Annotated in this window: 10 protein-coding genes; 5 read left to right on the plus strand and 5 right to left on the minus strand. The window is 68.1% G+C overall.

What is annotated here, in order from left to right:
- Positions 1–120: 120 nt before the first annotated feature.
- Positions 121–522, minus strand: coding sequence for a ribulose bisphosphate carboxylase small subunit (locus FZ033_RS22045; protein ID WP_149578221.1), 402 nt, complete (start codon positions 520–522; stop codon positions 121–123).
- An 11-nt stretch (positions 523–533) separates the two neighbouring features.
- Positions 534–2,000, minus strand: coding sequence for a form I ribulose bisphosphate carboxylase large subunit (locus tag FZ033_RS22050; RefSeq protein WP_149578222.1), 1,467 nt, complete (start codon positions 1,998–2,000; stop codon positions 534–536).
- 95 nt (positions 2,001–2,095) lie between these two features.
- On the opposite strand from FZ033_RS22050, the gene FZ033_RS22055 reads away from it, so the two are divergent.
- The gene (locus FZ033_RS22055; protein ID WP_149578223.1) at positions 2,096–3,058 is read left to right on the plus strand and encodes a LysR family transcriptional regulator; all 963 of its coding nucleotides are present in this window, start codon (positions 2,096–2,098) and stop codon (positions 3,056–3,058) included.
- A gap of 161 nt (positions 3,059–3,219) precedes the next feature.
- On the opposite strand, the gene yidC is transcribed toward FZ033_RS22055, so the two are convergent.
- The 3 genes from yidC to rpmH are packed head-to-tail and all read right to left on the minus strand — an operon-like array spanning position 3,220 to position 5,753.
- Positions 3,220–5,046 carry a membrane protein insertase YidC gene (yidC, locus tag FZ033_RS22060; RefSeq protein ID WP_149578224.1) on the minus strand — a complete coding sequence of 609 codons (1,827 nt, stop codon included), beginning with the start codon at positions 5,044–5,046 and terminating at the stop codon, positions 3,220–3,222.
- Positions 5,039–5,590, minus strand: coding sequence for a ribonuclease P protein component (rnpA, locus tag FZ033_RS22065; RefSeq protein ID WP_149578225.1), 552 nt, complete (start codon positions 5,588–5,590; stop codon positions 5,039–5,041). Before rnpA ends, yidC begins: the two co-directional genes overlap by 8 nt.
- 28 nt (positions 5,591–5,618) lie before the next feature.
- Positions 5,619–5,753: a 50S ribosomal protein L34 gene (rpmH, locus tag FZ033_RS22070; RefSeq protein WP_012113946.1), complete on the minus strand. Its 135-nt coding sequence runs from the start codon at positions 5,751–5,753 to the stop codon at positions 5,619–5,621.
- A gap of 371 nt (positions 5,754–6,124) precedes the next feature.
- Between rpmH and FZ033_RS22075 the strand changes: the two genes are divergently transcribed.
- The 4 genes from FZ033_RS22075 (at position 6,125) to FZ033_RS22090 (ending at position 11,589) form a co-directional block, all read left to right on the plus strand.
- Positions 6,125–7,924, plus strand: a complete 1,800-nt coding sequence (locus FZ033_RS22075; RefSeq protein WP_149578226.1) for a glucan ABC transporter ATP-binding protein/ permease — start codon at positions 6,125–6,127, stop codon at positions 7,922–7,924.
- A gap of 237 nt (positions 7,925–8,161) precedes the next feature.
- Positions 8,162–9,661 (plus strand): D-alanyl-D-alanine carboxypeptidase family protein, encoded by a 1,500-nt coding sequence (locus tag FZ033_RS22080; RefSeq protein ID WP_232847611.1) that lies wholly within the window; start codon positions 8,162–8,164, stop codon positions 9,659–9,661.
- Between the two features lie 201 nt (positions 9,662–9,862).
- Positions 9,863–11,035 carry a CobW family GTP-binding protein gene (locus FZ033_RS22085; protein ID WP_232847612.1) on the plus strand — a complete coding sequence of 391 codons (1,173 nt, stop codon included), beginning with the start codon at positions 9,863–9,865 and terminating at the stop codon, positions 11,033–11,035.
- Positions 11,035–11,589 (plus strand): DUF924 family protein, encoded by a 555-nt coding sequence (locus FZ033_RS22090; protein WP_149578228.1) that lies wholly within the window; start codon positions 11,035–11,037, stop codon positions 11,587–11,589. The genes FZ033_RS22085 and FZ033_RS22090 overlap by 1 nt, the downstream gene beginning before the upstream one ends.
- Positions 11,590–11,610: the final 21 nt, after the last annotated feature.

Raw genomic sequence — 11,610 nt, forward strand, 5'->3', positions numbered from 1 at the left:
GACGTTGAAGCATTTTCAAGCGAAGTGGGAACCGGTTCGCGTGAAGAAAATGCGTAAAGACAATATTTTAGAGCGATTTCCGTGAGCAAGGGCGAGAGGAAATCGCTCTAATCGGTTCGATCAGCCGGCGGAATACTGCCGGTGCTGCATGGAGTAGTGCTGGCTGCGGCCGGGGCCTTCGGTGCGCTCCAGGCGGAAGCCGTCTTCCACCGGCGGGCGCTGGACGATGAAGGACAGGCGCACGGTCTCCCACCCGCGGGTGGAGTCGAAGGCATTGACCCGCACATAGCGCGTGGGGAAGGCGGAGCGGCAGCCGTCGATCTCGCCGACGACGCCGGCGGCGTCGCGCAGGTCGAACATGGGCGGGCCCCACATTTCCCAATAGGTGTTGCGCGGGTGCGGGTCGTCCGTGTGTTCGACCGAGACCGCCCAGCCCTGGTCCAGGCAGTATTGCACCTGGGCGCGGACCTGGGCCGGCGTGAGATCCGGCAGGAAGGAGAAGGTGCCTTGGGTGATGCGCATGTTTCCTCTCCTCAGGCCACGGACGCGGTGGGAACGAAGTCGGACGTGTCGGTGGAGGCGTAGTTGAAGGTCACCTCGCCCCAGGTATCGAGGGCGGCGCGCAGCGGACGGCACCACTTGGCGGCCTCGATGAGGATTTCGGGACCCTCGTTCTTGATGTCCCGGCCTTCGTTGCGGGCCAGGATCATGGTTTCCAGCGCGACGCGGTTGGCGATGGCGCCGGCCTGGATGCCGTCGGGATGGCCGATGGTGCCGCCGCCGAACTGAAGCACCACATCCTCGCCGAACAGGTCGATGAGCTGGTGCATCTGGCCGGCATGGATGCCGCCGGAGGCCACCGGCATCACCTTGCGCAGGCCGGCCCAGTCCTGGTCGAAGAAGAGGCCGCGGGTGTAGTCGGTCTTGGTCACGGTCTCGCGGCAGACGTTGTAGTAGCCCTGCACGGTCATGGGATCGCCTTCCAGCTTGCCCACCGCGGTGCCGGTGTGGAGATGGTCGACGCCGGCGAGGCGCAGCCATTTCGCGATGACGCGGAACGAGATGCCGTGGCCCTTCTGGCGCGTGTAGGTGCCATGGCCGGCGCGGTGCATGTGCAGCAGCACGTCGTTTTCGCGGCACCAGTTGGAGATGGACTGGATCGCGGTCCAGCCCACGATGAGGTCCACCATCACCACCACTGAGCCGAGATCCTTGGCGAACTGCGCGCGGCGGTACATCTCTTCCATGGTGCCGGCGGTGATGTTGAGGTAGTGCCCCTTCACCTCGCCGGTCTCGGCCTGGGCCTTGTTGACGGCTTCCATGCAATAGAGGAAGCGGTCGCGCCAGTGCATGAAGGGCTGCGAGTTGATGTTCTCGTCGTCCTTCACGAAGTCGAGGCCGCCCTTGAGCCCCTCATAGACCACGCGGCCGTAATTCTTGCCGGAAAGGCCGAGCTTGGGCTTGGTGGTGGCGCCCAGAAGGGGCCGGCCGAACTTGTCGAGGCGCTCGCGCTCCACCACGATGCCGGTGGGCGGGCCGCGGAAGGTCTTCACATAGGCCACCGGCAGGCGCATGTCTTCCAGGCGGCAGGCCTTGAGCGGCTTGAACGAGAAGACGTTGCCGATGATCGACGCGGTCAGGTTGGCGATGGAGCCTTCCTCGAACAGGTCGAGGTCGTAGGCGACCCAGCAGAAATACTGCCCCGGCTGGTTCGGCACCGGCTCCACCTTGTAGGCCTTGGCGCGGTACATGTCGGCGGCGGTGAGGCGGTCGGTCCACACCACGGTCCAGGTGGCGGTGGAGCTTTCGCCCGCGACCGCCGCAGCGGCTTCCACCGCGTCCACGCCGTCCTGCGGCGTGATGCGGAACAGGGCCAGGACATCGGTGTCCTTCGGCTGGTAGTCGCCGTCCCAGTAGCCCATCTGGGCGTACTTGAGCACGCCGGCGGCGTACCTCTTCTTGGCGTCCTTGATCTGCCCGATGGCGGCGTCGGCACCCATGATGGCGGCCCTCCTTGCTTGTTGGAGGGACCTTGCCCCATGACCCGATTTAGGTAAATTTGAATGATATGAACTAAGCATTCAGGAAATCTGAAATGGCCTCCCACTGGACCCTGAAGCAGCTGCGCCTGGTGGCCCTTGCCGCGGCCTCCGGCTCCTACGCCAAAGCGGCGCAGGACATGGGTTTGAGCCCGCCGGCGGTGACCGCGCAGATGAAGGCGCTGGAGGAGGACCTCGGCGTTCCCGTGTTCGAGCGCGTCGACGGCCGGCTGCGACCGACCGCCGCTGGCGCGGAGCTTCTGGCCGCCCAGCAGCGCATCGCCCATGCCCTCCAGGAGGCGGAGCGGGCGATTTCGGCGCTCAAAAGCCCCGACCGCGGCTCGGTGGTGGTGGGGGTGGTCTCCACCGCGAAATATTTCGCGCCCATGGCGCTGGCGGCGTTCCGTAAGCGCCGGCCTGCGATCGAGCTGAAGCTGATGATCGGCAACCGGGAGGAGATCATCTCCGGCCTCATGAGTCTCGACCTCGACGTGGCGGTCATGGGCCGTCCACCGGCGGAGCTTGAGGCGGAGACCCAGATCCTCGGCGACCACCCCCACGTGGTCATCGCGCCGCCCGCACACCGCCTCATCGGCCGGCGCATCTCGCCCACGGAGCTTGCGAAGGAGCCCTTGCTGGTGCGCGAGCCGGGATCGGGCACCCGCATCCTCATGGAGCGGGTGTTCGAGGAGGCGGGCGTGGCCCAGCCGGCCATCGCCATGGAGATCGGCTCCAACGAGACCATCAAGCAGGCGGTGATGGCGGGGCTGGGCCTCTCCTTCATCTCCGCCCACACGGTGGCGGCGGAGGTGGCGGACGGGCGCCTCAAGGTGCTGGAGGTGCAGGGCCTGCCGGTGGTGCGCCAGTGGCTGGTGGTGCGGGCGAAGGAAAAGCGCCTGCTGCCGGCGGGGCGGGCGCTGCTGGATTTCCTTGCCCGGGAGGGCGGCAGCTTCCTGCCGCAGATGCCGGAAGGCGAGGGCGGCCGCTGCTTCCTGCCGCAGAAGAAGCCGGCGGCGTAAGGGGCCCAAGCCCGCGCGGCGCCTGAGCGAAGGCCCCTAAAGCCCGCGCGGCGCCTGAGCGACGCCCGCTCGGGGCTGGTCACAAAAGAAAAGCGCCGCGCTCGAGGGGAGCGCGGCGCCTTGTGTCGGGTCTGGAAGGCCGAGACCCTCGGCCTTCCGCCTCAGCCCTTGGCCGGCTGCTTCTTCTTGAAGGCCGACTTGATGTTGTCCCACAGCTCGATCTTCACGCCGTTGCGCTTCATGATCATGGCCTGCTGGCTGACCGAGAGCGTGTTGTTCCACGCCCAGTAGATCACCAGGCCGGCGGCGAAATGGGCCAGCATGAAGGTGAAGATGATGGGCATCCAGTTGAAGATCATCTGCTGGGTGGGGTCCGGCGGGGCCGGGTTCAGCTTCATCTGCACCCACATGGTGATGCCCATGATGATGGGCCACGCGCCCAGCATCAGGTAGCCACCGATGACCGGGACCGAGGACGGATCCCACGGGATGAGCCCGAACAGGTTGAAGATGGTGGTGGGGTCGGGCGCCGAGAGGTCGCGGATCCAGCCGAAGAACGGCGCGTGCCGCATCTCGATGGTCACGAACAGCACCTTGTACAGGGCGAAGAAGACCGGAATCTGGATCAGGATGGGCAGGCAGCCCGCCACCGGATTGATCTTCTCCTTCTTGTACAGCTCCATCAGCGCCTGCTGCTGCTTCACCTTGTCGTCGGCGTAGCGCTCGCGGATGGTGGTCACCTCCGGCTGCACCGCCTTCATCTTCGCCATGGAGGCGTAGGATTTGTTGGCGAGCGGGAAGAACAGGCCCTTCAGCGCCACCGTGATGATCAGGATGGCGACGCCGAAATTGCCCACCAGGCGATACAGCCAGTCGATGGCGAGGAACAGCGGCTTGGTGATGAAGTAGAACCAGCCCCAGTCGATGAGCAGGTCGAAGCGGTCGATGCCGTAGCGCGTCTTGTAGCCGTCCACCACCTGCACCACCTTGGCGCCGGCGAAGAGCTGGCCCTTAGCCGCGACGGTCGCGCCGGGCTCCACGGTGAGCGGGGCGGCGAGATAGTCGGCCTGGAAGGTCTGGGTGCCGGCGAAGGTGGAGGTGGAGAACTTGGCATCCACCTTCACGCTCTGGTCGGGGATGACGGTGGCCGCCCAATATTTGTCGGTGATGCCCAGCCAGCCGCCGGTGGCGGAGAAGGTGTGGGGCTTCTCCTTGTCCATCTTGGCGTAGGTGATCTCCTGCAGGCCGCTTTCGCCCAGCACGCCGATGAGGCCTTCGTGCAGGATGTAGAAGCCGGCCACGTGCGGGATGCCGTGGCGGGAGACGAGGGCGTAGGGATAGAGCGTCACCGCCGCGCCGGTCTTGTTCTCCACCTCGTCCTTCACCGCGAACATGTAATGGTCGTCGATGGTGTAGGTGCGGTGGAAGATCAGGCCCGCGCCGTTGTCCCAGCTGAGGGTCAGCGGGGTCTTCTCGGTCAGGGTGCCGCTGGTGGTCCACACGGTGTCGGGGCCGGGCACCTTCACGCCGGTGCCGGCGGCCGCGGTCCAGCCGAATTCCGCATAGAACGGATTGGGCGCGCCGGAGGGGGACAGGAGCACGATGTTCGGGCTCTTGGGGTCCACCGTCTCGTGATACTCGGTGAGCAGCAGGTCGTCCACGCGACCGCCCTTGAGCGCGATGGAGCCCTTGAGGCGCGGGGTCTCGATGGCGGTGCGGGGGGTCAGGGCGAGGGCTTCCTCGCGGGTCAGGGGCCGCGCCGGGACGGGGCTGCCCGCCTGCGGTACGCCGGCGGAGCCGGGGGTGGCCCCAGCTGTCGTGCCGGGTGTCGCACCCGGCGTCTGCTGCTGCGCCTGCTGGGCGATGCGCTGCTGCTCGGCCGCCTGGCGCTGGCGCTCGGCCTGTGGAATGCCGAAGAAGAATTGCCAGCCAATGAGGATCGCCAGCGACAGGCCGATGGCGATGAACATGTTGCGGTTGTCAGTCATGCCGGAAGGCTCCGTCGGCGGGCGTCGGCTTCATGTCGTCGGATGGGGGGATAGGTGTGCCGGCCGCGGCGCCGGCCCCTCCGGTGGACGCGGGGTGCTCCGGCCGGCCTTCCGCCTTGCGGGCGCCGTGCGGAGCATTGGGGTCAGCCGCGTTGGGCTCGGATGCGCTGGTCTTCGGCGCACCGGTCTTTCGGATGTGCGTCTTGGCCCCCGGAACCTTGGGCGTGTGGACCTTGCGCACGCTGCGCTCGATCTCCCGTACCAGGGTCTCGAAGGGGGTGCGCAGCGCGGCTTCGCGCGCCACCAGCACGTAGTCGAAGCCGGGCCGGCCCGTTTCGGGCAGCACGCGGCGCACGGCCTCGCGCAGACGGCGGCGGATGCGATTGCGCACCACCGAGTTGCCGGTCTTCTTGGTGACCGTGAAGCCCACGCGCACCGTTCCGGCATCGCCGCGATCGCGGCCCTGCATCAGGAACGAGGTCGCCCCGGCCCGTTCGGCCTTGGCGGCTGCGAGGAAGTCACGGCGTTTGCGGAGATGATCCAAGCTGGGCAGCTCCGCGAATGTCCACCCCTCAGGCGGACAGGCGCTGGCGGCCGTGGTTGCGGCGGGCGGCGATGATCTTGCGGCCGTTGCGGGTCGCCATGCGCGCACGGAAGCCGTGGCGGCGCTTGCGCACGAGCTTGCTGGGTTGATAGGTGCGCTTCACGGTCAAATCTCCGGGTATCTTGCGTGGCTTGAGGCATCGGACCCCGGCAGCGAAGCTGCGCCGGCGCTTGTGGCCGGCCCCCGTTCGCGGCTCGAAACCAGGTTTGATACCGAGTTCGACGCACGCAATGAGGTCTGGGCTCCGGCCGCCGCAGCCGCCTGAGTTCGGGGTCGGCTTATAGGGGCGGGAAGCCCGCGCGTCAATCCGGAGCGTGCGGGTTGGTATCGGAAGGTGACCGCGTCCGGTACCTGGGGCTTGGCACACGACCATCGCTGCTCTCTTCCGCAAGCCCCCCGCTTTGATCCACCCCCTTGCGCCCGCGCCTGCGCTTCGCTCTTGTGGCGGGACACTGGCACGGGAAGCCCGCGACCATGAGCCTTTTTCGCGTCTATGCCCGCACCATCGGCCTGTTGGGACCTGAAGCCAGGCTTGGGGCGCTGCTGGTGGTGTCCAACCTGATGCTGGCCATCGCCCAGTTCGCCGAGCCCATCCTGTTCGGCCGCATCGTGGATACGCTGGCCGCCACGAAGGCCGCCTCCCGCCTGCCCACCTTCGACGATCTCACCCCCCTGCTCGCCGCCTGGGTGGGCTTCGGGCTGTTCAACATCGGCGCCGGGGTGCTGATCTCGCTGCATGCGGACCGGCTCTCCCACCGCCGCCGCCTCGGCATCCTGACGCAATATTTCGAGCACGTGCTGCAACTGCCCCTCAGCTTCCACGGCGAGACCCATTCCGGCCGCCTGCTGAAGGTGATGCTGGAGGGCGTGGACTCCCTGTGGGGCCTGTGGCTCTCCTTCTTCCGGGAGGATTGCGCCGCCATCATCTCGCTGGTGGTGCTGGTGCCGGTGGGTATCTGGATCAACTGGCGGCTGGGCCTGGTGCTGATCGTGCTGATGGCGGTGTTCGGCATCGTCACCGGCTATGTCATCCGCCGCACCGAGGCCATGCAGCGGGAGGTGGAGGAATATAATTCCGACCTCGCCGAGCAGACCTCCGACGCGCTGGGCAATGTGGCGGTGATCCAGAGCTACACCCGCACCGAGGCCGAGGTGTCCGGCCTCAAGGCCACGGTGAACCGGGTGCTGGCGGTGCAGATCCCGGTGCTGTCGTGGTGGGCCATGGTGTCCATGGCCACCAAGGCGGCGACCACGCTCACCATCCTCGCCATCCTGCTCATCGGCACCTGGCTCTATCTGCACAACATGGCCGCCATCGGCGACATCGTCACCTACGTGGCCTTCGCCAACATGCTCATCGGCCGGCTCGACCATACGGTGAGCTTCTTCAACCAGCTGCTCATGTCCGCCCCGCAGCTCGCCCAGTTCTTCGAGGTGCTGGACACGGTGGGCTCGGTGCGCGACCGGCCGGGCGCGAAGCCCTTGCCGCAGGTGGTGGGCGACGTGGTGTTCGACGACGTCTCCTTCTCCTACGACGGCAAGCGCACGGCGGTGGAGGATGTCACCTTCCATGCGGCGCCGGGCCAGACGTTTGCCTTCGTGGGCACCACCGGGGCGGGCAAGTCCACCGCGCTGGCGTTGCTGCACCGGGTGTTCGACCCCCAGTCGGGCTCGATCCGTATCGACGGCGTGGACATCCGCGACGTGACGCTGTCGTCCCTGCGCCATGCCATCGGCGTGGTGTTCCAGGAGCCGCTTTTGTTCAACCGCTCCATTGAGGACAACCTCAGGGTCGGCAAGCCCGACGCCACCGAGGCGGAGATGCGCGAGGCGCTGTCCCGCGCCCAGGCGCTGGAGCTGGTGGAGCGCAATCCCCTTGGCCTCAAGGCGGTGGTGGGCGAGCGCGGGCGGGCGCTGTCCGGCGGCGAGCGCCAGCGCCTGTCCATCGCCCGCGCGTTGCTGAAGAACCCGCCCATCCTCATCCTCGACGAGGCCACGAGCGCGCTGGATGCCGCCACGGAAGTAAAGGTGCAGGCCGCCCTCGACGAGGTGATGAAGGACCGCACCACCCTGGTCATCGCCCATCGCCTCGCCACCGTGCGCAATGCCGACCGTATCCTGGTGTTCGAGCGCGGCTGCGTGGTGGAGGCCGGTACCTTCGACGAGCTGGTGAACCTCGGCGGCCGGTTCGCCGCCCTAGCCCGCGCCCAGTTCATGACCGGCGCGGCGGATGCGGCCCATCCGGTCGTGGCGCACCCCATCGTGGAAACGTAACGCGGCGGAAAGGTTTTCTGGAGCCCAATTCCGGCATTCCCCGGACTGGGGCAAGAATGTGGCAAACAGAACCTGTCCTTTGGCGCCATTGCTCGCCTTGCGCCGCCCTATTGCGGCTTTCGCGGCGGGGCGAAAGCGGGTAATGAAGGAACTATAGGGTGATGAGCTATTCTGGCTGACACGGGAGCTGAGCGGTTGGCGCGCACGAAATCCAGTCCCGGCGCCCGGGCGACTTCCATGGGCGATGCCGGCCGTGGACTTTGTCTCGGTCTTGGTCGTGGTCTTGCCGCTGCGGTGCTCGGCCTCGCGCTCGCCGGCTCGCTCCTCGTCCATCCCGCGCAGGCCAATCCGGTGCTCCTGGTGGAAGCCGACACCGGCCGGGTGATCGAGCAGAAGGAAGCCGGCCGGCCCTGGCATCCCGCCTCCGTCACCAAGCTGATGACCATCTATGTGGCGCTCAACGCGGTGAAGAACGGGCGTCTCACCCTCGACACGCCGCTTACCGTCTCGGCCGCCGCCGCCTCCCAGCAGCCCTCCAAGATGGGCTTCAAGCCGGGCACCGTGGTCACCCTCGACAACGCCATGAAGATGGTGCTGGTGAAGTCCGCCAACGACATGGCCTGGGTGGTGGGCGAAGGCGTCGCCGGCTCCATGCCCGCCTTCGTTTCGGAGATGAACACCACGGCCGCTCATCTCGGCATGAGCGGCACCCATTTCGAAAATCCCAACGGCCTGCCGGACCCGGACCAGATCACCACCGCCCGTGACCTCGCCATCCTGGCGCGGGCCATCATCTATCATTTCCCCGAGCACGAGGCCCTGTTCCGCATCCCGGCCATCAAGATCGGCAAGGCGGTGCTGCGCAACTACAACCGCCTGATCGACCGCTATCCCGGCGCCGACGGCATGAAGACCGGCTTCGTCTGCGGCTCCGGCTACAATCTCGTCGCCACCGCCACCCGCGGCAACAAGCGCCTCATCGCCGTGATCCTGGGCGCCCGCTCGGGCACCGCCCGCACCGAGCAGGCGGCGCTGATGTTCGAGAAGGGCTTCCAGTCGTCCTGGGGCGTGTTCGGGGCGGCGCAGCCGCTTCTGTCCAACATTTCCAACACCGGCGGCCCGGCCTACGACATGAAGCCCGAGGTCTGCGGCGGCAAGCGTGCCGTGACCGCCTCCGAGGCCGACGACGAGTCCGAAGGCGGCAGCGGCGGTTTCGCCTTTGCCGCGCCGGTGCTGCCCAAGTCCGGCGCCGAGCTGCTCCAGACCCTGCCGCCCTCCATGCCGCCGGTGGTGGTCTATGTGGGCACCCGCGGCGCGCCGCAGGATCTCGCCACGGCCTATCCCGAGGAGGAGAAGCCGAAGAAGAAGCCGGGCGCCAAGGACACCAAGCAGGCCAAGGCGTCCGCCGGCTCTGAGAGCGCGTCCGCCGAAAGCGGCGATGGGACGAAGCCGGCTGCCAAGGACGCCTCGAAACCGAAGCCCAAGACCGCCGGCAGCAAGCCGACGACCGCAACTGCCAGTGCTGGCGACGAGCCCAAGGCTGCGGCCAAGCCCAAGAGCGCGACCGCCAGCACCTCCGGCGACAAGCCGGCGAGCGGCACCGCCCAGAAGAAGCAGGTGCAGCCCCAGGCGCCGGTCACCGCCGGCTCGGTTCCCGCGCCGAAGCCCAAGCCCAAGCCGAAGCCCGCCGATACCCCGGCCGAGACCGCCGCTCCCGCTCCCAAGCCCGCCACCTGAGGCGGGCGCCTCGGTGGACGGCGGTGTTCAAACCGTCTCCAGCCGAAAGAAAGCCGCATCCAGCCCGTGCCACAGGCGCACCGGCGGGCGGTGCATCCGCGACGCTCCGTGCGTGACGAAGATCCATCGCCCTTGACCCGGCACGCGGGGTGATGGAGGCAGGGAGAAGAGACTTCCCCTTCGTCCTGTGGAGACATCGCCATGCCGGGCAACGTGCCCGCCCCAGAGGCGCCCGCCCAAAACGCGCCGGCCGACACCGCGCCCGCCCCCCGTCGCGGACCGCCGGAGCCCATTCCCGTCACCGTGCTGACCGGCTTCCTCGGCGCCGGCAAGACCACGCTGCTCAATGCGCTGCTCGCCGATCCGGGCCTTGCCGACACCGCCGTGCTCATCAACGAGTTCGGCGAGGTGGGGCTCGACCACCTGTTCGTGCGGCCGGTGGAGGAGGGCATCGTCATGCTCGCCTCGGGCTGCCTGTGCTGCACGGTGCGGGGCGACCTCGTGGCGGCGCTGGAGGACCTGCTGCGCGGGCGCGACAACGACCGCCTGCCGCCGTTTGCCCGCGTCATCATCGAGACCACGGGCCTCGCCGATCCGGCGCCGGTGATCCACACCCTGATGACCCACCCCTATCTCGGCCTGCGCTACCGGCTCGACGGGCTGGTCTGCGTGGTGGATGCGGTGAATGCCGACGCCACGCTGGATGCCCACGAGGAGGCGGTGAAGCAGGCGGCCATGGCCGACCGTATTGTGCTTACCAAGACCGACCTGGTGGCGGAAGCGGACCGCCCGCAGCTCGAGGCGCTGAAGGCACGGCTGAAAAGCCTCGCTCCCGGCGCCCGGCTGCTGGACGCGGCGGCAGGGGAGGCGGAGGCCGCCGCCATCCTCGGCGCCGGGCTCTATGTCGCCGCCGGCAAGGCGCCGGACGTGGCGCGCTGGCTCGCGGCGGAAGATGTGGCGGCGGCGGAGCCGGATGGGGCAAATCTTGATCCCAACCGCCACGATGCCCGCATCCGCGCCTTCACCCTGGCCACCGACGCCGCTATTCCGGCCGGGACGCTGGACCTGTTCCTGGAGCTGCTGCGCGCCACCCATGGGGGCAACGTGCTGCGCATGAAGGGCATCGTGAAGGTGGCCGAGGAGCCGGAGACGCCCGTCGTGATCCACGCTGTGCAGCATGTGATGCACCCGCCCGCGCGCCTGCCCGCGTGGCCGGATGACGACCATCGCACCCGGCTGGTGATGATCGTGCGCGACCTCGACCCGAAGGTCATCGCCCGCCTGTTCAACGCCTTCCTCGGCGTGCCGCAGGTGGATACGCCGGACCGCGCCGCGCTCACGGACAATCCCCTCGCCCCGCCGGGGCTGCGGTGATGCTCAAGGACATGACACCGGCGGATGTGCTCGTCTTCTGGCTGGCGGCGGGCCGGGAAAAGTGGTTCGGCGGCGGCGCGGCCTTCGACGACGCGGTGCGCGCCGCCTTGCTGCCGGCCCATGAGGCCGCCGTGGCCGGTGCGCTCGACACTTGGCGGGAGACGCCCGAGGGGGCGCTGGCGTGGATCATCCTGATGGATCAGGTGCCGCGCAACGTGTTCCGCGGCACCCCGCGGGCCTTCGCCACCGACGCCCGCGCGTTGGCTGCCGCCGAGCAGGCGATTGCGCGGGGCTTTGACGGGGCGCCGCAGATCGCGCCGGGGCTGCACACCTTCTTCTACCTGCCCTTCACGCATGCGGAGGACAAGGCCGCGCAGGCGCGCGGCGTGGAGCTCTATCGCGCGCTGGGACAGGAGGAGGGGATGGCCTTCGCCCTGGTCCACAAGGAGATCATCGACCGCTTCGGCCGCTTCCCCCACCGCAACCCCATCCTCGGCCGCCAGATGTCAGCGGAAGAGCAGGCCTATCTGGATGGTGGCGGCTTCAGCGGGTGAGGGCAGGCTGGGGCCGATGAT

Source organism: Xanthobacter oligotrophicus (genome assembly GCF_008364685.1).
Taxonomy (GTDB): domain Bacteria; phylum Pseudomonadota; class Alphaproteobacteria; order Rhizobiales; family Xanthobacteraceae; genus Xanthobacter; species Xanthobacter oligotrophicus.

Bases quoted from the DNA above. Each gene is read 5' to 3' on its own strand.
- FZ033_RS22045 (WP_149578221.1), bottom strand. From the start codon at position 522: ATGCGCATCACCCAAGGCACCTTCTCCTTCCTGCCGGATCTCACGCCG.
- FZ033_RS22050 (WP_149578222.1), bottom strand. From the start codon at position 2,000: ATGGGTGCCGACGCCGCCATCGGGCAGATCAAGGACGCCAAGAAGAGG.
- FZ033_RS22055 (WP_149578223.1), top strand. From the start codon at position 2,096: ATGGCCTCCCACTGGACCCTGAAGCAGCTGCGCCTGGTGGCCCTTGCC.
- yidC (WP_149578224.1), bottom strand. From the start codon at position 5,046: ATGACTGACAACCGCAACATGTTCATCGCCATCGGCCTGTCGCTGGCG.
- FZ033_RS22075 (WP_149578226.1), top strand. From the start codon at position 6,125: ATGAGCCTTTTTCGCGTCTATGCCCGCACCATCGGCCTGTTGGGACCT.
- FZ033_RS22080 (WP_232847611.1), top strand. From the start codon at position 8,162: ATGGGCGATGCCGGCCGTGGACTTTGTCTCGGTCTTGGTCGTGGTCTT.
- FZ033_RS22085 (WP_232847612.1), top strand. From the start codon at position 9,863: ATGCCGGGCAACGTGCCCGCCCCAGAGGCGCCCGCCCAAAACGCGCCG.
- FZ033_RS22090 (WP_149578228.1), top strand. From the start codon at position 11,035: ATGCTCAAGGACATGACACCGGCGGATGTGCTCGTCTTCTGGCTGGCG.